The sequence below is a fragment of the Enterobacter sp. 4974935 genome, from assembly GCF_058661735.1.
In genome coordinates this window covers 3,947,657-3,970,737 of record NZ_JBZWGT010000003.1, presented here as the reverse complement: position 1 = coordinate 3,970,737, position 23,081 = coordinate 3,947,657, and the positions used below count along the sequence as shown (strand labels likewise).

The 23,081-nt window shown below is 55.0% G+C and carries 27 protein-coding genes; 11 read left to right on the top strand and 16 right to left on the bottom strand.

The genetic code is table 11. The annotated features are described in order from the left end of the window. Window positions 1-155 precede the first annotated feature (155 nt). Window positions 156-1,001, top strand: coding sequence for an AraC family transcriptional regulator (locus tag AC4OVS_RS20240; protein ID WP_063163231.1), 846 nt, complete (start codon window positions 156-158; stop codon window positions 999-1,001). Window positions 1,002-1,036: 35 nt separating this feature from the next. Next, complete coding sequence (locus tag AC4OVS_RS20235; RefSeq protein ID WP_063148794.1) at window positions 1,037-1,627, top strand: LysE family translocator; 591 nt, start codon at window positions 1,037-1,039, stop codon at window positions 1,625-1,627. Here the strand turns inward: AC4OVS_RS20235 and AC4OVS_RS20230 are convergent. From AC4OVS_RS20230 to aspA, 5 genes are all read right to left on the bottom strand, one after another. Continuing rightward, the gene (locus tag AC4OVS_RS20230) at window positions 1,624-2,199 is read right to left on the bottom strand and encodes a transcriptional regulator (protein WP_017383972.1); all 576 of its coding nucleotides are present in this window, start codon (window positions 2,197-2,199) and stop codon (window positions 1,624-1,626) included. The genes AC4OVS_RS20235 and AC4OVS_RS20230 overlap by 4 nt on opposite strands. A gap of 49 nt (window positions 2,200-2,248) precedes the next feature. Beyond that, window positions 2,249-3,952, bottom strand: coding sequence for a protein-disulfide reductase DsbD (locus tag AC4OVS_RS20225; protein WP_491922672.1), 1,704 nt, complete (start codon window positions 3,950-3,952; stop codon window positions 2,249-2,251). Continuing rightward, window positions 3,928-4,251, bottom strand: coding sequence for a divalent cation tolerance protein CutA (gene cutA, locus AC4OVS_RS20220; protein WP_003855908.1), 324 nt, complete (start codon window positions 4,249-4,251; stop codon window positions 3,928-3,930). Before cutA ends, AC4OVS_RS20225 begins: the two co-directional genes overlap by 25 nt. A gap of 113 nt (window positions 4,252-4,364) precedes the next feature. Beyond that, window positions 4,365-5,666, bottom strand: a complete 1,302-nt coding sequence (locus tag AC4OVS_RS20215) for an anaerobic C4-dicarboxylate transporter (protein ID WP_008502949.1) — start codon at window positions 5,664-5,666, stop codon at window positions 4,365-4,367. A gap of 116 nt (window positions 5,667-5,782) precedes the next feature. After that, a complete protein-coding gene (gene aspA, locus AC4OVS_RS20210; RefSeq protein WP_003855923.1) occupies window positions 5,783-7,219 on the bottom strand; it encodes an aspartate ammonia-lyase in 1,437 nt (478 codons plus the stop codon). Window positions 7,220-7,554: 335 nt separating this feature from the next. Between aspA and AC4OVS_RS20205 the strand changes: the two genes are divergently transcribed. After that, entirely contained in the window at window positions 7,555-8,019 is a 465-nt protein-coding gene (locus AC4OVS_RS20205; RefSeq protein WP_003855925.1) for an FxsA family protein, read from the top strand. Between the two features lie 23 nt (window positions 8,020-8,042). Here the strand turns inward: AC4OVS_RS20205 and yjeH are convergent, their stop codons facing one another. After that, window positions 8,043-9,290, bottom strand: coding sequence for an L-methionine/branched-chain amino acid transporter (yjeH, locus tag AC4OVS_RS20200; protein ID WP_491922671.1), 1,248 nt, complete (start codon window positions 9,288-9,290; stop codon window positions 8,043-8,045). Window positions 9,291-9,468: 178 nt separating this feature from the next. On the opposite strand from yjeH, the gene AC4OVS_RS20195 reads away from it, so the two are divergent. Then, window positions 9,469-9,762, top strand: a complete 294-nt coding sequence (locus tag AC4OVS_RS20195; protein ID WP_003855929.1) for a co-chaperone GroES — start codon at window positions 9,469-9,471, stop codon at window positions 9,760-9,762. Between the two features lie 39 nt (window positions 9,763-9,801). Further along, entirely contained in the window at window positions 9,802-11,448 is a 1,647-nt protein-coding gene (gene groL, locus AC4OVS_RS20190) for a chaperonin GroEL (RefSeq protein WP_006810416.1), read from the top strand. A 141-nt stretch (window positions 11,449-11,589) separates the two neighbouring features. On the opposite strand, the gene AC4OVS_RS20185 is transcribed toward groL, so the two are convergent. Together AC4OVS_RS20185 and AC4OVS_RS20180 are read right to left on the bottom strand one after the other, a co-directional pair. Continuing rightward, window positions 11,590-12,051, bottom strand: coding sequence for a YjiG family protein (locus tag AC4OVS_RS20185; protein WP_022646800.1), 462 nt, complete (start codon window positions 12,049-12,051; stop codon window positions 11,590-11,592). Then, a complete protein-coding gene (locus AC4OVS_RS20180) occupies window positions 12,048-12,695 on the bottom strand; it encodes a nucleoside recognition domain-containing protein (protein WP_048965857.1) in 648 nt (215 codons plus the stop codon). Before AC4OVS_RS20180 ends, AC4OVS_RS20185 begins: the two co-directional genes overlap by 4 nt. Before the next feature lie 234 nt (window positions 12,696-12,929). Between AC4OVS_RS20180 and AC4OVS_RS20175 the strand changes: the two genes are divergently transcribed. Continuing rightward, window positions 12,930-13,283 (top strand): DUF4156 domain-containing protein, encoded by a 354-nt coding sequence (locus tag AC4OVS_RS20175; protein WP_022646802.1) that lies wholly within the window; start codon window positions 12,930-12,932, stop codon window positions 13,281-13,283. A gap of 65 nt (window positions 13,284-13,348) precedes the next feature. On the opposite strand, the gene epmB is transcribed toward AC4OVS_RS20175, so the two are convergent. Next, complete coding sequence (gene epmB, locus AC4OVS_RS20170; RefSeq protein WP_491922670.1) at window positions 13,349-14,377, bottom strand: EF-P beta-lysylation protein EpmB; 1,029 nt, start codon at window positions 14,375-14,377, stop codon at window positions 13,349-13,351. 40 nt (window positions 14,378-14,417) lie between these two features. Between epmB and efp the strand changes: the two genes are divergently transcribed. From efp to ecnB, 3 genes are all read left to right on the top strand, one after another. Then, window positions 14,418-14,984: an elongation factor P gene (gene efp, locus AC4OVS_RS20165; protein WP_003855940.1), complete on the top strand. Its 567-nt coding sequence runs from the start codon at window positions 14,418-14,420 to the stop codon at window positions 14,982-14,984. Between the two features lie 57 nt (window positions 14,985-15,041). Then, the gene (locus tag AC4OVS_RS20160; RefSeq protein WP_006810410.1) at window positions 15,042-15,173 is read left to right on the top strand and encodes an entericidin A/B family lipoprotein; all 132 of its coding nucleotides are present in this window, start codon (window positions 15,042-15,044) and stop codon (window positions 15,171-15,173) included. 108 nt (window positions 15,174-15,281) lie between these two features. Continuing rightward, complete coding sequence (gene ecnB, locus AC4OVS_RS20155) at window positions 15,282-15,428, top strand: lipoprotein toxin entericidin B (protein WP_006178941.1); 147 nt, start codon at window positions 15,282-15,284, stop codon at window positions 15,426-15,428. Between the two features lie 37 nt (window positions 15,429-15,465). Here ecnB and AC4OVS_RS20150 read toward each other — a convergent pair whose 3' ends face one another. After that, a complete protein-coding gene (locus AC4OVS_RS20150) occupies window positions 15,466-16,065 on the bottom strand; it encodes a helix-turn-helix transcriptional regulator (RefSeq protein ID WP_023299123.1) in 600 nt (199 codons plus the stop codon). A gap of 262 nt (window positions 16,066-16,327) precedes the next feature. On the opposite strand from AC4OVS_RS20150, the gene sugE reads away from it, so the two are divergent. Further along, window positions 16,328-16,645 (top strand): quaternary ammonium compound efflux SMR transporter SugE, encoded by a 318-nt coding sequence (gene sugE / locus AC4OVS_RS20145; protein WP_015572453.1) that lies wholly within the window; start codon window positions 16,328-16,330, stop codon window positions 16,643-16,645. Here the strand turns inward: sugE and AC4OVS_RS20140 are convergent. Together AC4OVS_RS20140 and AC4OVS_RS20135 are read right to left on the bottom strand one after the other, a co-directional pair. Next, window positions 16,642-17,172, bottom strand: coding sequence for a lipocalin family protein (locus AC4OVS_RS20140; protein WP_023299124.1), 531 nt, complete (start codon window positions 17,170-17,172; stop codon window positions 16,642-16,644). The genes sugE and AC4OVS_RS20140 overlap by 4 nt on opposite strands. Before the next feature lie 157 nt (window positions 17,173-17,329). Continuing rightward, window positions 17,330-18,475 carry a cephalosporin-hydrolyzing class C beta-lactamase ACT-47 gene (locus tag AC4OVS_RS20135; RefSeq protein WP_045309142.1) on the bottom strand — a complete coding sequence of 382 codons (1,146 nt, stop codon included), beginning with the start codon at window positions 18,473-18,475 and terminating at the stop codon, window positions 17,330-17,332. Window positions 18,476-18,607: 132 nt separating this feature from the next. Here AC4OVS_RS20135 and ampR point away from each other — a divergent pair, with 132 nt between their 5' ends. Then, window positions 18,608-19,483: a LysR family transcriptional regulator AmpR gene (gene ampR / locus AC4OVS_RS20130; protein WP_063841700.1), complete on the top strand. Its 876-nt coding sequence runs from the start codon at window positions 18,608-18,610 to the stop codon at window positions 19,481-19,483. A 29-nt stretch (window positions 19,484-19,512) separates the two neighbouring features. On the opposite strand, the gene frdD is transcribed toward ampR, so the two are convergent. The 4 genes from frdD to frdA are packed head-to-tail and all read right to left on the bottom strand — an operon-like array spanning window position 19,513 to window position 22,806. Next, window positions 19,513-19,872 (bottom strand): fumarate reductase subunit FrdD, encoded by a 360-nt coding sequence (frdD, locus tag AC4OVS_RS20125; RefSeq protein WP_000609653.1) that lies wholly within the window; start codon window positions 19,870-19,872, stop codon window positions 19,513-19,515. 10 nt (window positions 19,873-19,882) lie between these two features. Continuing rightward, window positions 19,883-20,278 (bottom strand): fumarate reductase subunit FrdC, encoded by a 396-nt coding sequence (gene frdC / locus AC4OVS_RS20120; RefSeq protein WP_003855953.1) that lies wholly within the window; start codon window positions 20,276-20,278, stop codon window positions 19,883-19,885. A gap of 10 nt (window positions 20,279-20,288) precedes the next feature. Continuing rightward, the gene (locus AC4OVS_RS20115; RefSeq protein ID WP_022646809.1) at window positions 20,289-21,023 is read right to left on the bottom strand and encodes a succinate dehydrogenase/fumarate reductase iron-sulfur subunit; all 735 of its coding nucleotides are present in this window, start codon (window positions 21,021-21,023) and stop codon (window positions 20,289-20,291) included. Then, window positions 21,016-22,806 (bottom strand): fumarate reductase (quinol) flavoprotein subunit, encoded by a 1,791-nt coding sequence (frdA, locus tag AC4OVS_RS20110; RefSeq protein ID WP_023305293.1) that lies wholly within the window; start codon window positions 22,804-22,806, stop codon window positions 21,016-21,018. The genes AC4OVS_RS20115 and frdA overlap by 8 nt, the downstream gene beginning before the upstream one ends. Between the last annotated feature and the right edge of the window lie 275 nt (window positions 22,807-23,081).

The window sequence follows — 23,081 nt, the reverse complement described above, 5'->3', positions numbered from 1 at the left end:
AACCGCAATCGCGCGCGATCGTCAACATTATTTCGGGAAAAGCTGTTCAACTGCTTAAGTTTGCGGCAATCTGTCCGTTTGTGCGCTGAAAATGCACAAATCTTCCAGACAGTTCAGGCAAGATGTGACAATGCTGACGGTAAGAGGAGGGCAGTATGGCAAACGACTGGCTTGAGCTGCGTCAGCATGCAGAAACAGGTATTGAGACAATTAAGGCGCATTTCGAAGGACACGCCTTTGATCCCCACTGGCATGATAGCTATCTGGTCGGAATAACCCTTTCCGGTACGCAGCAGTTCCACTGTCGCCGTGAACGCCACCGTAGCCAGCCGGGCGATGCTTTTTTACTTGAGCCTGGTGAAATTCATGACGGTGATGCACCGGTAGAGGGTGGCTTTACTTATCTGACCTTTTATCTGGATGAACACTGGCTCACCCGTACGCTTCAAGGGCTGTATGACTCTACTCCCGGGAGTTACACCCTCCACTTTGCCCAAACGCTGACGCGAGAGCCTCAGCTGGTGCGCGCTATTGGTGATACATTTGCCTCGCTGCATAACGATGAGATGAAGATCGTACAACAGAGCACAATGGATAACCTGCTCACTAAGATTACAGCCCACTGCCACTGGCGGAAGAAGCTCCCGTCGCAGTTACAAAGCTCCGCTGTGGCGCAGCGTGCCCGCGACTATCTCTATGCGCATATCGGCGAGAACGTGGGGCTGTCAGACCTTGCGCGGGAGACGGGGACGGATCGCTTTACGCTCACCCGCTGCTTTAAGCGCGAATTTCACCTTGCGCCGCACGCCTGGCTTATCCAGCTGCGCCTGGCAAAGGCCCGACAGATGCTGGCGTATGGGGAACTGCCTGTTGATGTGGCGACGGCAGTAGGTTTTGCCGATCAAAGCCATCTTGGTCGCTGGTTCCAGCGGGCGTACCGTATTTCTCCGGCACACTACCGTCGGTTGTGCACAAACCTTCCAGACGTTTCCAGAAAATAACGGCACATTCATGGCTCTACTAAAAGGAGCCACCTGTGAATTTAATACCCTTCCTGCTGTTTGCATTTGTCGCCTCGATTACGCCGGGGCCAACCAATATTTTGGTACTGGCTAACAGTCAGCACTTTGGCGTAAAAAATACGGTTCCTGCGATCCTGGGCGGGTGTATTGCCGCCAGCGCTATTGTTCTGGTTTCAGGCGCTGGGGCAGGAGAAGTGTTACGCCAGTATCCGCTGATACGTCAGGTGATGAGCTGGGCGGGCGTGCTGTGGCTTTCCTGGATGAGCTGGCAGCTGTTTAGCGCCCCGGCCGCGAATCTCTCCTCCAGGCGTCATGTCCGATTTACCGCGCGGGCGGCGGCGTTATTACAGGTTGTAAACCCAAAAACCTGGATGATGGCGCTGGCCGTCGTCAGCCTGTTTGCTCCGGCAAGCGACCATGCATTACGGGATATTTCGCTGATGGCGCTATGGTTTCTGGCGATCTCAGTGGTCTGTTTGTTGTGCTGGGCGTGGCTGGGGAAGGCGGTGAACCGGATTTTCCGCACCACCGTGGCGATGGTGCGATTTCAACGTGCAATGGCGCTGTGTTTGTTTATTTCCGCCTGGACGGGAATGCTGGCTTAGGTCAGTGCACCACCCATACGGCACTGCGCAAACCGCAAAATATCTTCCGCCAGACGGTGCGCCGTATCCACATCCGCCTGGCTACGGTTCACCAGCATGCGGCTCAGGCAACCTTCCAGCACCAGCTCCATCTGCTTCGCGACCATTGCCGGATCATCCACTTCAAGTGTGGTCAGCAGCTCGTGTGTGAACTCGTGCGCGGCTCGTTTTTGCTGATCTGCCAGCTGATGGATGGGGTGTCCGGGATCCGGATAGTAGGTGCAGGCGGCGATAAACAGACAGCCTGGGTAACGGTTGTTGGTGACACACTCCGTCAGTGCGGTATAGCGTGCCAGCAGCTTTTGCTCGGTGGTCAGCTCTTCATTCAGCATCAGTTGCCTGCGCCAGATATCCACCTGCTGGCTGAGATAGCGCAGGGCATCATACAGCAGCGCCTCTTTATCCGGCCAGAAGCGCTTAAGTTCATCCAGAGGGTAATCGATACGGTCGGCTACCATCTCAAGCGTGGTGCTGGCGATCCCTTGAATCTCAAGTAATTGCAGGGCTTGTCCCAGTACGTCTTCGCGTTGCACGGTTATCTCCTCCGCTATTCCCAACGGTTTGTCCCGTCTAAAGTGTTGTTTACGGTTGGCGATTGCGCAAATGCGCGTTGAATGTCGTCGCGTCCATAAACCCGGTTACACGCTGCGTCAGCTGTTCTTCCCCCTGTTCATTGAAGAACAGGATGGTAGGCAGCCCGAGCACGTTAAGTTGCTTCAGCAGAGCCTTATCCTGCGCGCTGTTGGCGGTAACGTTCGCCTGGAGCAGAACGGTATCGCTCAGCGCATGTTGTACCTGCGGATCGCTGAAGGTGTATTTTTCAAACTCTTTGCAGGCCACGCACCAGTCGGCATAGAGATCGAGCATGACCGGTTTGCCTTTCGCCTGCACCAGGGCGCGGTTAAGGTCATCCACGTTTTTAATCTGTATAAAATTCAGATGAGCCTGTGTTTGACCTGCCGGGGTGCCAAACGCCCAGTCCTGTAGCGGACGGACGCTCACCAGCGCGGCCGCCAGCAGAAGGATCTGTAGCAGGCGCATCCACGGTTTCTTCGCACCCAGACTCACGATAAATGCCCAGCTGAAGAAGGCCACGCCGAGCATAGCCCACAGACGCGTACCCCACACATCACCGATGATGCGTTCCAGCAGGAATACCGGTAGCGCCAGAATGACAAAACCAAACGCGGTTTTCACTGTCTCCATCCACGGGCCGCTCTTCGGCAGCAGACGATTGCCAAATACCGTCACAAGGATCAGCGGCAGACCCATGCCGAGCGCGTAAAGGTACAGTGTGCCGCCGCCGAGCCAAAGGTTGCCGCTCTGGGCAATGTATAACAGGATGGCGCTCAGCGGCGCGGTGGTGCAGGGGGAGCAAATCAGCCCGGCGATGGCACCCATGGCGAACACGCCGCCCGCAGAGCCCCCCTGCTGACGGTTGCTCATTCGCGTCAGACGGGTTTGCAGGGAAGAGGGCAGTTGCAGAGTGAACAGGCCAAACATCGACAGCGCCAGCAGAATAAACACTGCTGACAGTCCGATAAGCACATAGGGGTGCTGAAGGGCGGCCTGGAACTGCAACCCGGCAGCGGCGACCACGAGGCCGAGCGCCGTATAGGTTAACGCCATGCCCTGCACATAGATAAAGGCCAGCAACAGCGCGCGGGCGGTGGAAAGGCGTTGCTTACCACCCAGCACGATGCCAGAGATAAGCGGGTACATAGGCAGTACGCAGGGCGTAAAGGCGATGCCGATACCAATCAATAACGCCCAAAGCGCTGAGAACGGAAGGTCTGAAGCGGCTTCGCCTTCACCCCTCACACTGGCCATTTCCCCTGAGGGGAGAGGGGAGGCCGCCGCTTTCACTTCGCTAAGCGGAACGACCTTTGTTTCAGGGGGATAGCAGAAGCCCGCATCGGCGCAACCCTGATACGTCACCGTCAGGGTTGCGCCTTTATCCGCCTGATTCACCGTGACGGGCACGCTTAAGCGCTGGCGATAAATTTCACTTTTACCGTAGAACTCGTCCTCGTGCCATTCGCCAGCGGGCATCTGCAATGCGCCGACGTCAGCCTTTGCCGGCGTGATGCTGACCTGCTTGCGATAGAGGTAATAACCCTCTTTCACCTGCCAGGTGAGACTGAGATCGTGCTGGTTTTGCTGAAAGTCGAAAACGAATGCCTGGTCGGCAGGAATAAAGTTCGAACGGCCGGGCGCGTCAAACAACCCGGCAAAAACTGACGTGCTGCACAGCAGCAGGATCAGCGTAAAGAAGCGTTGAGCCATGAGAGATAATCGTTATCGCCGTGGACCACTGGCAGCACCAGCAGCTCCGGGGTTTGGTAAGGATGATGAGACTTGAGGCAGTCGAGGAGCGCCTGCTGGTTGGTCAAATTGGTTTTGAGCAACATCTGGACTTCGTACTCTTGCTCCAGCTTGCCTTCCCAGTAATAAAGGGAGGTGGCGCCGGGAAGTAGCGTGACGCAGGCAGCCAGTTTTTCGGCCAGCACTTTGGCGGCGAGATCCTGGGCGGAAGCTTCATCAGGGGCGGTACACAGTACAACAACAGCATCAGGTGTGTTCACAAGTCGACTTCCTCATCACGAAAGTCTTCACTATATCACGCCATGTGATTGGTCATTAATGAAACGGGCCGCAGCGCGGCCCGTTTTTAACTATTTTTACAACGGCTAACCGTTTACAGCACAATGCCGCCGATGATAAAGCCGAGGACCACGCAGAGCGTAATCGCCACCACGCCCGGGATGAGGAACGCGTGGTTAAACACGTATTTACCGATACGGGTCGAGCCGGTGTCATCCATCTCTACCGCAGCCAGCAGGGTTGGGTAGGTTGGCAACACGAACAGGGCGGAAACCGCCGCGAAAGAGGCAATCGCCGTCAGCGGCGTCACGCCCAGCATCAGTGCCGCAGGCATTAGCGCTTTGGTGGTCGCAGCCTGGGAGTACAGCAGCGTTGCGGCAAAGAACAGCACCACCGCCAGTAGCCACGGATAGTTGTGCAGCAGGTCGCCTGCAACTGTCTGGATATCGCTGATGTGCGCTTTCACGAAGGTGTCACCGAGCCACGCCACACCCAGCACGCACACGCAGGCGCTCATACCGGATTTGAAGGTGCTGGCGTTCAGCACTTCGCTGGTGTCGATTTTACAGGTGATACTGATCAGCGTCGCGATGGTCAGCATAAATACCACAATCGCTTCGTTACGCGGCAGAACCGGGTTCTGGATCAGACCTACCGTATCGCTGATGGCGGTCGCGTAGAACATCACGGCGACGATACCAATCAGGAACAGCAGCACGGAGCGTTTTGCATGCGGCTTCAGCTCAAAGACCTGGCTACCGCGCAGGCTCACTTCACCTTTTGCCAGACGCTCCTGGTAAACCGGATCGTCTTTCAGCTCGGCGCCGAGGAAGTTACACAGCACGGCAGTGATCATTACCGCAATCAGCGTGACCGGAATACAGATCGCCAGCAGCGTCAGATAACTTACGCCCATCGGCTCGAGAATACCCGCGAAAAAGACCACTGCCGCAGAAATGGGCGAGGCGGTGATCGCAATCTGGGAGGCGACTACAGCAATAGAAAGAGGGCGAGACGGGCGAATACCCTGCTCTTTCGCCACTTCGGTGATGACCGGCAGCGTGGAGAAAGCGGTATGGCCAGTACCGGCGAGAATGGTCATAAACCAGGTCACCAGTGGGGCAAGGAAGGTGATGTATTTTGGATGACGACGCAGCATACGCTCCGCCAGGCTCACCAGGTAGTCCATACCGCCAGCGACCTGCATGGCCGCAATGGCAGCGATAACCGCCATGATGATTTCGATAACGTCAAAAGGGATTGCGCCGGGTTTAATCTGAAAGATCAGGGTAAGTACGAGCACGCCGAGACCGCCGGCAAAGCCGATGCCGATACCCCCGAGTCGTGCGCCCAAATAAATCGCCAACAGGACGATGACGAGTTCTGCTCCAAACATAAAGACCTGCCTTGCTTATTAACAAGTTGATATTGAATTGTTGTGTTTTGGTAACGGCCATAAAGAAAAAAGGCACGTCACAAGTGACGTGCCTTTCGGAAGCTTAGCCTGAACGGTTACTGTTCGCTTTCATCGGTATATCGTTTCGCTTTATATGCCGGGTGCATCAGGTTCTGGGCGGAGAAGATATCGTCCAGTTCGGCTTCGGTCAACAATCCTCGCTCGAGAACCACCTCACGCACGCTCTTACCGGTTTCGGCACAAATCTTCCCGACGATATCGCCGTTGTGGTGGCCGATGAACGGGTTGAGGTAGGTGACGATGCCGATGGAGTTATAGACGTAGCCTTCACACACTTCTTTATTCGCGGTGATGCCGTTAATGCATTTTTCCAGCAGGTTGTAGCAGGCGTTGGTCAGAATGTGGATAGATTCAAACATCGCCTGGCCAATCACCGGCTCCATTACGTTCAGCTGGAGCTGACCGGCTTCGGAGGCCATGGTCACGGTCGTATCGTTACCGATGACTTTGAAGCAAACCTGGTTCACCACTTCTGGCACTACCGGGTTCACTTTAGCTGGCATGATGGATGAACCCGCCTGCAACTCTGGCAGGTTGATTTCATTCAGGCCAGCGCGCGGACCGGAGGAGAGCAGGCGCAGGTCGTTACAGATTTTGGACAGTTTCACCGCCAGACGTTTCAATGCGCTGTGCACCATCACGTAGGCGCCGCAGTCTGAGGTGGCTTCAATCAGGTCTTCTGCAGGCACAACCGGCAGGTTGGACACTTCAGCCAGCTTCTGTACCGCCAGCTGCTGATAGCCATCCGGGGTGTTCAGGCGTGTACCGATGGCGGTAGCGCCCAGGTTCACTTCCAGCAGCAGTTCGGACGTGCGCAGCAGGTTTTTCGTCTCTTCGTTCAGCAGCACGTTAAACGCGTGGAACTCCTGGCCGAGGGTCATTGGCACCGCGTCCTGCAGCTGGGTACGACCCATTTTCAGGATGTCCTGGAACTCAACGGCTTTACGCTGGAAGCCATCACCCAACTGATTAATCGCGTCGACCAGTTTGACGACAGAGGCATACACCGCGATGCGGAAGCCGGTTGGGTAGGCGTCGTTGGTGGACTGACATTTGTTAACGTGGTCGTTCGGGTTCAGATACTGGTATTCACCTTTCTGATGACCCATCAGCTCCAGGCCGATGTTTGCCAGCACTTCGTTGGTGTTCATGTTGACGGAGGTGCCTGCGCCGCCCTGATAGACGTCAACCGGGAACTGATCCATGCATTTGCCGTTGTTCAGCACTTCATCGCACGCGGCGATAATCGCATTTGCAGCGCTTTTAGGAATGGTTTGCAGCTCTTTGTTTGCCAGAGCCGCGGCTTTTTTTACCATCACCATGCCACGCACAAATTCAGGGATGTCGCTGATTTTGCTGTTGCTGATGTAGAAGTTTTCAATCGCTCTCAGAGTGTGAACACCATAGTAGGCATCCGCTGGAACTTCCCTGGTACCCAACAAATCTTCTTCGATACGAATGTTGTTTAACATGTGAACCTTCTTTTCAAGCTGCCGATGGATTGTACTAAACACACAGTAGATATGTGGTTTTGAATATTTTATGACCGACGATTATTCCCTCAATCGGCCAGATGTTCGAGATCATATGCTGATGATAGCGAATTGCCGTAAGCTGGATCACTTATTATCGACCCGATTTCATGATAATTATTAATCTGTGAAATATGTCACCGCTTTAATATTTCCAGAAAAAATATCCGTGCAAACCGATTGAATTTTGGCTAACCGTCACCATTTCTTATCTACGCGCTTCGCGAACACATTCAGTCAGGGGCCAGAAGGCACCTGCCACACAGGAGATGCCAGTGCGCTGGATACCATTTATTGCTTTCTTTCTTTATGTTTACATTGAGATTTCGATTTTCATCCAGGTTGCCCATGTGCTGGGCGTCCTGCTGACGCTGATTCTGGTGATCTTCACCTCCGTCATTGGCATGTCGCTGGTGCGCAATCAAGGTTTCAAAAATTTCCTGTTAATGCAGCAGAAGATGGCCGCAGGCGAAAGCCCGGCCGCCGAGATGATCAAAAGCGTGTCGCTGATTATTGCTGGCCTGCTGCTGATCCTGCCTGGGTTCTTCACTGACTTCCTTGGCCTGCTGTTGCTGTTGCCGCCGGTGCAGAAGCATCTGACCATGAAGCTGCTGCCGCACCTGCGTTTCAGCCGTATGCCAGGCGGTGGTTTCAGCACCGGCCCGGGGGATACCTTTGAAGGGGAATATCAGCGTAAGGATGAGCAGCGCGACCGGTTAGATCATAAAGACGATCGGTAAGTTTCTTGCCCGGTGGCGCTCGCTCACCGGGCCTGCGGATTTTGCCGCTTCGGTAATAACACCCACAGCCCCGCCAGCATGACGATGGCGTACACACTCTTCCATCCCACCATCGCCAGCAGCAGCAGGCACAGGACACACCCGATAGCCGCCAGCGCCTTAAAGCGTCCTTTCAGTAGCCGACAGCCCGCCAGCATGCACAACAGATAGATCATGATGAAAATACCGTTGGCGTAGATAATCAGCGCGTCAAGGTTGATGTCGAGGAGATAAATGGCCAGGGAACTCACCACGCAGCAGCCCAGTACGGTATTCAGCGCATTCACCGGAAGCTGACGCTTTGACAGGCGTGAGAGGGGGCTATCCGGTTTATAAAGTGCCTGAGACCACACCAGCCGGGCGAAGCTCTGAATATAGATGTTGAGGCTGGCAAAGCAGGCGAGATAGCCAATCACGCAGGCTACCCACAGGGCTTTAACGCCAAACAGCTGCACCACGATGCCCGGCAGCGACGCGGCGGCGGCTTTCTCTTCACCGAACGCGTTGAAGTGCAGCACCAGTACGGTACAGGCCCAGTACACGGTGCCCGCCAGCAGCAGGCCAATCATCAGCGCGCGGGGAAAATCACGCTCGGGCTGTTTAAACTCGGATGCCAGATGAGCGAACGCCTCCAGACCGACGAAACACCAGAACATGACGGATAGTGCAGCGAAAAGCTGTGTGTGGTCGATGTCATTAATCGCGGGGAAAGGAATATCCGCCACCGTAATGTCACCCGCAAACCAGATGGCGACGATCAGCGCGACGATTAACACGGCGACCAGCGTTTGCAGGTTGGCGCTGGAACTGGCCCCGCGTGAGCCAACCCACCAGATAATCGCCAGCGTACCGAGTTCAGCCAGCAGCAGCTGTTCATCGTGCCAGCCAAACAGCGCCTGTCCGAAGCCGGTTGCGATATGCAGGGCTGCCGGAAGGCCAACGGGTATCACCGACAAAAATAGCCAGCCGGTGACGCGTTCCATTCGCGGCCCAAACGCCATGCCGACAAAATGCGCTACGCCGCCTGCGCTCGGGAAGTGCCGCCCGAGTATGGCAAAGACAATCGCCACAGGAAACACCAGCACGATCAGCACCGGCCATGCCCAAAGACTGTTATTGCCGGCAACCAACGCCGCCAGCGCGGGAACCGCAAAAACGCCCGTGCCTAACAAAGACGTTGAGAGTAAGCCAATGCCCTGCGCCAGCCCCAACTCCTGCCTGAGTCCACTCATTTACCTCGTCCCGCCACCATCAAAAGAGAGTGGATGGTAACACTTTCGCAAATTTTTTTTCGATTACCCCTTGAAGGGGTAAAAAGCTATCCCCATCTCTCAGGGCACTAGCCGGAAAACCGCATGCGGACCGGCGTCATCCATAACTGATAATGACTTTCTCAAAGGAGAGCTATCAATGAGTATTCGTCCGTTACATGATCGTGTGATCGTCAAACGTAAAGAAGTTGAAACCAAGTCTGCTGGCGGCATCGTTCTGACCGGTTCAGCAGCAGCAAAATCAACGCGTGGCGAAATCATCGCTGTCGGTAAGGGCCGCATCCTGGAAAACGGAACTGTGCAGCCACTGGACGTTAAAGTTGGTGACATCGTCATTTTCAACGATGGCTACGGCGTGAAATCCGAGAAGATCGACAATGAAGAAGTGTTGATCATGTCCGAGAGCGACATTCTGGCAATTGTTGAAGCGTAATTAACGCACGAAACTGTACGAATTTGAGGAAATAAGAACATGGCAGCTAAAGACGTAAAATTCGGTAACGACGCTCGTGTAAAAATGCTCCGCGGCGTAAACGTACTGGCAGACGCAGTGAAAGTCACTCTGGGCCCGAAAGGCCGTAACGTCGTGCTGGACAAATCCTTCGGCGCGCCAACCATCACCAAAGATGGTGTTTCTGTTGCACGTGAAATCGAGCTGGAAGACAAGTTCGAAAACATGGGCGCACAGATGGTGAAAGAAGTTGCCTCTAAAGCGAACGACGCTGCTGGTGACGGTACCACCACCGCGACCGTACTGGCGCAGGCGATCATCACCGAAGGCCTGAAAGCCGTTGCTGCGGGCATGAACCCAATGGATCTGAAACGTGGTATCGACAAAGCTGTTGCCTCTGCTGTTGAAGAGCTGAAAGCGCTGTCCGTACCGTGCTCTGACTCTAAAGCCATTGCTCAGGTTGGTACTATCTCCGCTAACTCCGACGAAACCGTAGGTAAACTGATCGCTGAAGCGATGGATAAAGTCGGTAAAGAAGGCGTGATCACCGTTGAAGACGGTACTGGTCTGGAAGACGAACTGGATGTGGTTGAAGGTATGCAGTTCGACCGAGGTTACCTGTCCCCATACTTCATCAACAAGCCAGAAACTGGCGCTGTTGAGCTGGAAAGCCCGTTCATCCTGCTGGCTGACAAGAAAATCTCCAACATCCGCGAAATGCTGCCAGTGCTGGAAGCCGTTGCGAAAGCAGGCAAGCCGCTGGTAATCATTGCTGAAGACGTTGAAGGCGAAGCGCTGGCGACTCTGGTGGTTAACACCATGCGTGGCATCGTGAAAGTGGCAGCGGTTAAAGCACCTGGCTTCGGCGATCGTCGTAAGGCGATGCTGCAGGATATCGCTACCCTGACCGGCGGTACCGTGATCTCCGAAGAGATTGGTATGGAGCTGGAAAAAGCGACCCTGGAAGACCTGGGCCAGGCGAAACGCGTTGTGATCAACAAAGACACTACCACCATCATCGACGGTGTGGGTGAAGAAGCCGCTATTCAGGGCCGTGTTGGTCAGATCCGTAAGCAGATCGAAGAAGCAACTTCCGATTACGACCGTGAAAAACTGCAGGAGCGCGTAGCGAAACTGGCAGGCGGCGTTGCGGTAATCAAAGTTGGTGCTGCGACCGAAGTTGAAATGAAAGAGAAGAAAGCACGCGTTGACGATGCCCTGCATGCGACCCGTGCTGCGGTAGAAGAAGGCGTAGTTGCTGGTGGTGGTGTCGCGCTGGTGCGTGTAGCCGCTAAACTGGCTGGCCTGACCGCTCAGAACGAAGACCAGAACGTAGGTATCAAAGTTGCGCTTCGCGCAATGGAAGCCCCTCTGCGTCAGATCGTGTCCAACGCCGGTGAAGAGCCATCAGTAGTTGCGAACAACGTGAAAGCGGGCGAAGGTAACTACGGTTACAACGCAGCAACTGAAGAATACGGCAACATGATCGACTTCGGTATCCTGGACCCAACTAAAGTTACCCGTTCTGCTCTGCAGTACGCGGCATCTGTAGCTGGCCTGATGATCACGACCGAATGCATGGTAACCGACATGCCTAAAGGCGACGCGCCTGACTTAGGTGCTGCTGGTGGTATGGGCGGCATGGGTGGCATGGGCGGCATGATGTAATCATGTTGTTCTGAACCTCTCAGAATGAACCCCGGGCAGCGATGCCCGGGGTTTTTTATTGCCCGTCGAGCCGTTACTCAAACAAGATGTGCATGGCGGAAGAGATGCGGTTCCAGCACTGAAAAATCCATTTTTATCTCCTCAGAAGAGTAGCTGCATCACCCACATCGAGAGCAGGGCGTTGATGACGCAGACAGCGATGATGTGCGGGTAATATTTCGGGTTCACGCCCGCGGTGCCGAGGCAGCGGCCCGTGTTTTGCACCGGATTGCCCATCAGGTAGATGGCGGGCAGCAGGATGGTGGCATCATGGCCGCTGAGCGTGCCGGCGACGACCAGGCTGGCGCAAACCCCCACGCCGCCGCCCATACTCATCACCGAGGCCAGAAGTACCGTTGCCGCCGCACCCGGAAGCCCCCACAGGGCCATGATGGGCTCGCATACCCTGCCGACAATATCCAGCAGGCCGGTCACCTTAAGCGCCTGAATGATGACAAACGCCATGACCACGTTCGGCAGCAGGCTGGTGGTGGCGATGGTAAAGCCGCGGCGGGCGCCATCGATAAACAAGTCCATGATATTTTTACGCGTCTGGGCGATCATTTTTCCTCCTGAACGCGACGAACTTCCATGTGGGCGATCCACAGTCGCAGGAAGTTCGCGCCAACGAATTTGAACACCAGAATGACGGCAAGCGGCGCGATCACCGGGACGGTAATAAAGGTAAAAAGTGCGGCACCGGAAGAAAAATAGTTGGTAATAATGGCGCTACCGCTGGTCTGGAAGGTGGCGAAAATGGCGCGTTCATGGTCAGTAATCGACCCTTCGTCGGTCAACTCTTTGGTCATCCCTGCGGCTGCATCGGTATTTTGCAGGTTGGCGATAAGCGCCAGAGAGCAGATGCCCGGCACGCCGAGCAGCGGGCGCAGAATGGGCGTCATGAGCTGTTGTGCGGCGCGCAGCCCGCCCAGCCCCTCGGTAACGGCAATGATCCCGAGCGATAAAATGACCGAGGGCGCCAGTTCAAGGGCAAACAAAAAACCGTCTTTCGCTCCTGTGCCACCCTCGCCGCGAAACGTTAGGGCGCCGTTCACCGGTCCAAAGCTGCCGTTCAGAACGGTAAAATCCAGCACGCGCCACCATTCAGTACTTTTGGCGAAAAAACCTGAGAAAAATACGATGGTGAGCACGAACGCCAGATAGCCCACCCAGGTTACTTTTTCCTCTCCTGAGGATGATGCACTCATGAAACCCCCTTTTTTTTAGTCCCGTACAAAAGTTGTACGTCGCATCACTAAAAACGATCGGGGGCTAAAACACGATATCCCAAAGGTTATTATCAGAATTCATTTAAGATGTCGGAGGAGTGCCAGCGGAATCTGGCTCGCAGAAATGCTCAGCATTTTTCTTTTGGTCATCTTTTTAGTATAAGGTTTACACGCGGACAACTACTGTCCAGCTTATTGAAAACGAGGAATAACATGCGCATAAAAGTCTGTGCAGGGATTGTAGGTGCAGCATTGCTGCTGGCGGGTTGTAGCACCAGCAATGAGCTGACGGCAGCGGGCCAGAGCGTTCGCTTTGTGGAAGATAAGCCGGGCAGCGAATGCCAGCTGTTAGGCACCGCCTCTGGCGAGCAAAGCAACTGGATGTCAGGGCAGCACGGCGAGGAGGGCGGCTCTATGCGCGGTGCGGCCAATGCCCTGCGTAATCAGGCTGCGGCAATGGGCGGCAACGTGATTTACGGGGTAAGCAGCCCGACGCAGGGTATGCTGTCCAGCTTTGTGCCAACCGCCAGCCAGATGAACGGCCAGGTCTATAAGTGCCCGAACTGATATAACATTTTGATGGCGCTGCCGCTTTACCTGTAGGCAGGTAAGCGTAGCGCCACCTGCTTTTTTTACTGCTGCCGCAGCTGCAAATCCAGCGGCGTCTTACTCGGCTCTCCGCCAATCTCACGTGCCAGCTTCGGCACCATATAACCTGAAACCAGCGTTAACAGCTGGCGCATAATCTTCCGTGCCTCTTCATCCGTCACCATGAAGTGCGCCGCGCCCTGGACGCGATCCAGAACATGCAGGTAATAGGGCATTACGCCCGCATCAAATAAGGCATTGCTGAGATCGGCCAACACGTGGGCGCTGTCGTTCACGCCGCGCAGTAATACGCTCTGGTTGAGCAGCGTCACGCCTGCCATTCGCATACGCGTCATCGCCGCACGAAAGTCCGCGTCAATTTCATTTGCATGGTTGATATGGTTTACCAGCAGCACCTGTAAACGGGACTGCTCCAGGCGCGTGACCAGGGCGTCGGTGATACGCGCCGGGATGACGATCGGTAAACGGCTGTGAATGCGCAGACGCTTAATGTGCGGGATGGTCTCAAGTTGAGTCAGCAGCCAGTCCAGCTCATGATCTTTTGCCATCAGCGGGTCGCCGCCGGAAAAGATGATTTCATCCAGTTCCGGATGCGCTGCGATGTAGTCCAGCGCCACCTGCCAGTTGCGCTTATTACCCTGATTTTCGGCGTACGGGAAGTGGCGACGGAAGCAATAGCGGCAATTTACCGCGCACCCGCCCTTAACCAGCAGCAGGGCACGATTGCGGTATTTATGCAGTAAACCCGGTACAACACTGTTCTGCTCTTCCAGCGGATCGGTGCTGTATCCGGGGGCGGTAATAAACTCATCCTGAGAGGTCAGCGTTTGTTTTAATAATGGATCATCAGGGTTACCCTTTTCCATTCGGGTAACAAACGCGCGGGGAACGCGCAGGGCGAAAAGGCGCTTCGCCTCACGGCCTGCACGCAACGCTTCGTGCTGTTCGAGGTCTAAAAGACGCAGCAATTCATCAGGACTGGTGATTACATCGGCAAGTTGCGATAACCAATCTTCTCTGGACGGGGTGTTTAGGGTTACAATATGCGCCATTTTGTGGCTTAGCTACCAGTTAACAAATTTAGAGGGCCTTATGGCAACGTACTATAGCAACGATTTTCGTGCTGGTCTTAAAATCATGATGGACGGCGAACCGTACGCGGTTGAAGCCAGCGAATTCGTTAAACCAGGTAAAGGCCAGGCATTTGCGCGCGTTAAGCTGCGCCGCCTGCTGACCGGTACCCGTGTTGAGAAAACCTTCAAATCTACTGACTCCGCTGAAGGCGCTGATGTTGTCGATATGAACCTGACTTACCTGTACAACGACGGTGAGTTCTGGCACTTCATGAACAACGAAACCTTCGAGCAGCTGTCTGCGGACGCGAAAGCGATTGGCGACAACGCCAAGTGGCTGCTGGATCAGGCTGAGTGCATCGTGACCCTGTGGAACGGTCAGCCTATCGCGGTTACGCCGCCGAACTTCGTTGAGCTGGAAATCGTTGAAACCGATCCAGGTCTGAAAGGTGATACCGCAGGTACTGGCGGCAAGCCTGCCACCCTGTCTACCGGCGCTGTGGTGAAAGTGCCACTGTTCGTACAGATCGGTGAAGTGATCAAAGTGGATACCCGCTCCGGCGAATACGTATCCCGCGTGAAGTAATTTACGTCATGATTAAAGGCGCAGCGCCCGCTGCGCCTGATTTTGCAGGCAGGGAAGATGAAACGTACCGTTAAAATTCTGCTTCTGTTAGCGCTCTCCAGCGCAATTCTCTCCGGCTGCAACACCGCGCGTGGCGTGGGTGAAGATATCCAGGATCTCGGCCATATCATTTCCCATGCGGCCAGCTAATTCCGTCTAATTTTCCTAAAAATTCTTCCTTTTCCGTCAAACGGCAAGATTTTGTCTATTCTTAAGTTGCTATACACAAAATAACTTTGGCTATAAAAGGAAGATATTATGGTTAAGAAAACAATTGCAGCGATCTTTTCTGTTCTGGTGCTTTCTTCGGTACTGACTGCATGTAACACCACCCGTGGCGTAGGGGAAGATATCTCCGACGGTGGTAGCGCGATTTCTGGCGCAGCAACTAAAGCTCAGAACTAATGTAAGCGACGGTACGGCAAGTTATTACACCGTACCGTCAATTCTCCACTTCCTGTAGCGATAAAAACGGCGAGTAGCGCGTATCCATATGCAGCTTCATGCGGATATTGCGTTTGTACGTATATACCGTTTTTCCGTTAATGCGAAGATTGCTGGCAATTTTCTGGTTGCTCGCACCATCCATCCACAAGGTCAGAACTCTTTCTTCCTGACGCGTCAGCAACGGTGCCGCCATTTTCGGTAGCTCCGCGCTCGCGCATGACGTTAGCGCATCGTTTATCACCGCCGCCAGTGCTTCCAGATCGGTATTTTTGGAGAGCGAAGACCATATCGGGAACTGCGCCAGATAATCAGTCATCTCCTGCTCCTGCCCTGATTGCAGCATAATAAAAGGCAGTGTTTCGCTGGCAATTAGCAGGGAGGAAAGCTGCTGAAAATGGTGTAAATCCTGCCGGAAGCCAGATAAATCAGCGATGACCAGCGCAGGTTTCCATTGCAGGATATGCTCTCTGGCGAGGAAAAGATTATTTACCCCGGTTACGACGAAATGACCCGAAAACAGGTCTGAATGATTGACCCAGGCTTCAAATCCCGCGCGGGTGAAGTGACAACGGTCAATCAAAAGAATTTTGAACATAAAATTTTCGCAGTCGGCTAGTGGTTTGGCTTCCTGCCATCAGAAAGCCTATCATCATAGAGAAGTCGGATGAGTCATAAATGCCTGAACTACGTGCCTTACTGAGGCTATTTCTTGCTTTAAGGTGTTCAGCAGAAAAAGTTTGAAAAAAAATTCCACGCTAACCAAAATATAAGGCGCAACTTCTGCCTTGCGGGACGACCCGTAAGCGCTTCACTCATCGGGGACGGCCCCAACTTGTCTTTAAGTTAAGGAGCCTGAAATGTCCTGGATCGTTCTTGTTATTGCTGGTTTGCTCGAAGTGGTATGGGCAATTGGTCTGAAATACACACACGGTTTTACCCGCCTGACGCCCAGCGTCATCACTATCGCCGCAATGATTGTCAGTATCGTCATGCTGTCATGGGCGATGCGAACCTTACCCGTCGGCACAGCTTACGCTGTCTGGACGGGAATTGGCGCAGTAGGGGCTGCCATTACCGGCATTCTGCTGCTGGGGGAGTCTGCGAGTCTGGCGCGCATCGCCAGCCTCGCGTTGATTGTCGCGGGTATCATCGGGTTAAAACTCAGTACGCACTAATGCGGCTGTTTTACCCAGATTAACTTCGTCACATCAAACCCTTGCCGGGTCGCTATGTCCAGCATCTGCTGTTTCATTTCCGCCGAGATCGTTGGCGTGCGTGAGAGGAGCCACAGATAGTTGCGATCCGGCCCACAGACCAGCGCGTGGCGGTACTCTCTGTCCAGCGCAATGACGTTATACCCGCCATAGTATGGGCCGATGAAAGAGGCTTTCATGGCCGCGCGGTTAGATGCGCCGGTGAAATAGGCCTGACCAACTGACTGCTGCCACATCTGGCGATCCGGGTTATAGCCGCGGTTAATGACCCGGATCCCGCCGTTATCCATCGCGCTGTAGCTGATCGTGACTTTTTCTAAGCCCCGTTCGAACTGATGGTCCAGTCGGGCGATTTCATACCAGGTGCCGAGGAAGCGCTGTGCGTCGAAATTACTGACTACCGTGACGCCAGGCGGAGGAGTAGGGGAACTGCAAGCAACCACTAAAAACGCGGCTGTTACTGCGGCAATAACAGGCAGAATGCGCATAGGAGTTTCCTTACTGTTTTTTGTTAAGTGTAGATGACAGCAGGGAAAATGCGGGAGATTGTGCAGGGTGTTTTGCCGGGTGGCGGCTTCGCCTTACCCGGCCTACAAAGTTCATGCGTTGTGTAGACCGGGTAAGCGCAGCGCCACCCGCAATGTTTTACTGTAGCGCGTCGAGGATATGGTATGCCGCCTCAACGCGTGCCGGGTTCGGATAGCTTTTATTCGCGAGCATCACAATACCGATCTGCTTTTCAGGAATAAAGGCCACGTAGCTGCCAAACCCGCCAGTAGAGCCCGTTTTATGGACCCAGGACGCTTTGACCGGGGGAGCCGGTGGATTCACTTCTGCCACGGGAAGCGGTGCCAGCGCCACCTTACTGTCGCTGCCCTCGATCACCGTGTTGGCCTCCACGGGCCAGTTGAGCATCTCCCAGCCCAGACCCTGATACATTGACCCGATACGCCAGTAGCGCGACTGCGCCAGCGAGATGCCCTGCTTAAGTGAGGCATCAGCAACCTTCTCCGGCGCCATGTTTGCCATGACCCAGTTCGCCATATCCTGCACGTTGGTTTTCACGCCATAGGCTTGTGCATCCAGCATTCCCGGCGAAACGCGCACCGCTTTACCGTCACGATAGCCCCAGGCGTAATGCGCCTCTTCCGCTTTCGGAACGTTAATCCAGGTATGGTCCAGCTTGAGCGGCTTAAGGACCCGCGTCGTCATGGCCTGCTCATAGCCCATGCCGGAAGGTTTGACCGCCAGCGCGCCAAAAAGACCGATACTGGCGTTGGCGTAAAGACGCGTTGTGCCAGGCTTCCACTGCGGCTGCCAGTTTTGATAAAAGCGCAGCAGGGCGGCATTATCCGTGACCTCATCCGGTACCTGTAGCGGCAGGCCGCCAGCGGTGTAGGTTGCGAGATCCAGCATACGAATCCCCTGCCACTGCTTGCCCGTTAGCTGTGGCCAGTATCTGGTCACCGGATCGTCCAGCGAAATTTCACCGCGAGCAATGGCATCCCCTCCTAAAACCCCGGTGAAGGTTTTACTTATAGAACCCAGCTCGAACAGAGTCTGAGGCGTAACGGGTTTGCTGGCCGCGATATCGGCTTTGCCAAACGTATAATAGTGCGGTTTACCCTGATAAATAACGGCCACCGCCATGCCTGGAATCGACTGGGCTTTCATCAGCGGGGTAACCGTATTCGCCACCACCTCCGCCAGCTGTTTTTCTGACACTGGCGCGGCGAGAGCAGAGCAAGAGATGCCGAGCAGCAGGGCGCAGCAAAGAGATTTTTTCATCATCAGTAATCTTCCGTAATAGCGAGTCAAGGGGATGTCCGGGCCCGTCAGACAGGCGTAGTCTGTTGGATTTGACTGTGCCTGACAAACGGTTAAATTTAGCATTAGCTGTTAATTTTTCTAACGGAAGAGACCATGACGCGAAGCTATCTCCCCCTCAATTCGCTTCGAGCCTTTGAAGCCGCCGCGAGACATCTCAGCTTTACGCATGCGGCCATTGAGCTGAACGTGACCCATTCAGCCATTAGCCAGCATGTGAAAACGCTGGAGCAGCATCTGAACTGTCAGCTGTTCGTTCGCGTGTCGCGCGGGCTGATGTTGACTACCGAGGGAGAAAACTTACTGCCGGTACTGAATGATTCGTTCGATCGTATAGCCGGAATGCTGGATCGCTTCGCTAACCATCGTGCGCAGGAGAAGCTGAAAATCGGCGTGGTGGGTACGTTTGCCATCGGGGTTTTATTCTCACAGCTGGACGATTTTCGCCGTGGCTATCCGCACATCGATCTTCAGCTTTCTACCCATAACAACCGCGTTGATCCGGCTGCCGAAGGGCTTGACTATACGATCCGCTACGGTGGCGGGGCGTGGCATGGCACCGAGGCTGAATTTCTTTGTCATGCGCCGCTCGCGCCGCTGTGTACGCCCGATATCGCCGCCTGTCTGCACAGTCCGGCCGACATCCTCAGGTTTACGCTGCTGCGCTCCTACCGACGCGACGAGTGGACCGCGTGGATGCAGGCGGCCGGCGAGCACCCCCCTTCGCCAACGCACCGTGTGATGGTATTTGATTCGTCCGTGACCATGCTGGAGGCCGCTCAGGCAGGGGTAGGTATTGCCATTGCACCTGTCGATATGTTTACCCATCTGTTAGCCAGCGAGCGCATTGTGCAGCCCTTTGCAACGCAGATTGAACTCGGCAGTTACTGGCTGACCCGATTGCAGTCCCGGGCAGAAACGCCTGCCATGCGCGAATTTTCCCGGTGGCTGGTGGAGAAGATGAAAAAGTAAAAAGCCCGCCGGATGGCGGGCCTGTTCAGTCAGATGGTGACCACGGCAATCAACGTGACGACCGTCAGAATGGTTGCCAGGCCGTAGAAGACCCATTTACCGCTTGGCACATGGATTTTCAGATCGTGCATCGCATGGTGGATACGGTGCAGACCACACCACAGCGGCAGGACGATCATCAGGAAGATGAACACCCGGCCAATAAAGCTGCTCGCAAAGGCCAGTACGCGCTCATAGCTCAGCGCATCGCCCGGAAACAGCCCCAGCGGCAGCATAATACCGACCAGCAGGATAATGACCGGGGCAATAATGGCGCTCCACATGCCGCCTGCGCCAAACAGCCCCCAGAAGACCGGCTCATCTGAACGTTTTGGATTTGGATTGATCACAGTAGTCTCCTTACCAGAACAGTGCGACAAACAGAATGACCACAGAGACAACTGCCGTCACTGCCCAGAGCCCTTTAATAACCGGCTCTGGCCCCATTTTTTCGCCTTTTACAATGATGTTCGCTGCTTTTGGCGCCAGTTCAAACCAGGTTTTGGTATGCAGTAGCGCGGCTGCGAGCACAATCAGATTCAGAACTACGATGATTGGGTTTTGCAGGAAACCCACAAAACTGGCCCAGGCTTCCGGGCCGTGCTTGAGGGCATACACCCCGTACATCAGTTCGAGGCTGAACCAGACCGCGGGAACAGCCGTGCCTTCACGCAGCATATAGAAGCGATAAAACGGCAGTTTTTTCCACCAGGTGGACGGCATTGGTCGCACGTAGGCTTTGCGTTTAGTCGTCATCATGCACTCCTTAGCGTGGTTTCAGGGTAGCGATAAGAAAGTCTTTCGAGCTTTCCACTTTTCCCTGCTGAATGGCGGCGGCCGGGTCGACATGCTTCGGACAGACTTCGGAGCAGTAACCGACAAACGTGCAGGTCCAGACCCCGTTCTGGCCGTTAAGCTGTGCCATACGTTCTTTTTTGCCGTGGTCGCGGCTGTCCTCGTTATAGCGGTGCGCCAGGGTAATGGCGGCCGGGCCGATAAACTCAGGGTTCAGGCCAAACTGTGGACAGGCGGCGTAGCACAGGCCGCAGTTGATGCAGCCGGAAAACTGATGGTATTTCGCCATCTGCGCGGGCGTTTGGGTGTTTGGCCCCTGATCCGGCGTGCGCGGGTTGCCGATGATGTACGGCTTAATCGCTTCGAGGCTTTCGATAAAGTGGGTCATGTCGACCACCAGATCGCGCTCAATCGGGAAGTTGCCCAGCGCTTCAACCTTGATGCCCTTAGTGTAATCACGCAGGAAAGTTTTACACGCCAGCTTCGGCACTTTGTTGACCATCATGCCGCAGGAGCCGCAGATTGCCATGCGGCAGGACCAGCGGTAGCTCAGGTCCGGGGCCAGGTTATCTTTGATATAGCCGAGCGCATCCAGCAGGGAGGTTTGCTCGTCGTAAGGGACTTCATAGAAAGCGCTGTGCGGCGCGGCGTCCACTTCCGGGTTGTAGCGCACCACTTCAACTTTCAGTTTTTGCATCTCAGCCATTCGCCTTCTCCTTCTTATCGGCGGCTTCTGCTTCTGCACCGTACACGCGTTTCGCCGGTGGCAGCGTAGTGATTTTCACGTCGCTGTAGTCCAGACGGGTGGTACCATCCGCATCGCGCCAGGCGAGAGTATGTTTAAGGAAATTGACGTCGTCACGTTCGGTGCAGCCCTCATCCAGGCGCTGGTGTGCGCCGCGGGACTCTTTACGCGCCAGGGCGGAATGGGCCATACACTCTGCGACGTTCAGGCCGTGGCCCAGTTCAATGGTATAGAGCAGGTCGGTATTGAAGACGCTGGAGGTGTCGGTGATGCGCACGCGCTTGAAGCGTTCCTGGAGTTCTGCCAGCTTGTCGACGGTTTTCTGCATCAGCTCTGGCGTACGGTAGATCCCGCAGCCTTCTTCCATCGACAGCCCCATTTCGTCGCGGATCTTCGACCAGTTTTCGTTACCTTCCTGGTTCACCAGGCCTTTCAGGCGTTTTTCGATGTCTGCAACCTGCGCATCCAGCGCCGCGCTGTTAGCTTCACCTGCCGTTGCGGCACGCTCCATCGCGCGTTCGCCCGCCATGCGACCAAAGACCACCAGCTCAGCCAGCGAGTTCGAGCCCAGACGGTTTGCGCCGTGCAGACCGACGGAGGAACACTCACCCACCGCAAACAGCCCTTTGATGCGGGTTTCGCACTGCTGGTCGGTTTCGATACCGCCCATGGTGTAGTGCGCGGTTGGACGCACCGGGATCGGCTCTTTCACCGGGTCGACGCCCACATAGGCTTTCGCCAGCTCGCAGATAAACGGCAGACGCTCCAGCAGTTTCTTCTCGCCGAGATGACGCAGGTCGAGATGTACCACGTCGCCGCGCGGCGTTGAGATGGTATTGCCTTTGCGCCACTCGTGCCAGAAAGCCTGAGAGACTTTGTCGCGTGGGCCGAGTTCCATGTATTTGTTTTTCGGCTCGCCAAGCGGGGTTTCCGGACCCATGCCGTAATCCTGCAAATAGCGATAGCCGTTTTTGTTGACCAGAATACCGCCTTCGCCGCGGCAGCCTTCCGTCATCAGAATACCGGAGCCCGGCAGGCCGGTTGGGTGATACTGGACGAACTCCATATCACGCAGCGGGACGCCGTGGCTGAGCGCCATGCCCATACCGTCACCGGTGACGATGCCGCCGTTGGTGTTGTAGCGGTATACGCGGCCCGCACCGCCCGTTGCCATCACCACCGCCTTAGCGCGGATCTGGACGAGCGTGCCTTCCATCATGTTCATTGCTACCAGTCCGTGCGCATGACCGTCGTCGACCAGAATGTCGAGAACGAAATGTTCGTCAAAGCGCTGGATTTGTGGGAACTGGAGGGAGGTCTGGAACAGGGTGTGCAGCATGTGGAAGCCGGTCTTATCGGCAGCAAACCAGGTGCGTTCGATCTTCATGCCACCGAAGCGGCGGACGTTGACGCTCCCGTCCGGACGACGGCTCCAAGGACATCCCCACTGTTCCAGCTGGGTCATTTCCGTTGGGCAATGGTGCACGAAGTAATCAACGACATCCTGTTCGCAAAGCCAGTCGCCCCCTGCAACCGTGTCGTGGAAATGGTATTCGAAGCTGTCATGATCCTGCGCGACGGCGGCGGATCCTCCTTCTGCGGCTACCGTGTGGCTGCGCATCGGATAGACTTTTGAAATCAATGCGATTTTGGCGTTCGGATTGGCTTGTGCCGCAGCAATTGCAGCGCGTAATCCAGCCCCGCCAGCGCCTATTACGGCAAGATCGGCTTGAAAAGTTTGCACGACATTCCTCCAGATTTTTGTTTTCCCGCAACGTGATGAGCTAAAGGACGTTCACCTGCCCGAACGGACGATTGCGGAAGCGATTCCACTGCTCCTTTATGGGTAAAACAGTATAACCGCGTAGAAGTGAGGGAAATTTGACGTGTTCGATTTTTTTGCTGTTCTGTGCGGTGATTTATCATCGTGATTAATGAATGGCGTCACAGTATTTCTCTGTGCAATGAAAAGGAGCTTTTACTGTGCAAAATTTGTCTCTGCCCCGGCTTGCGAGTAGA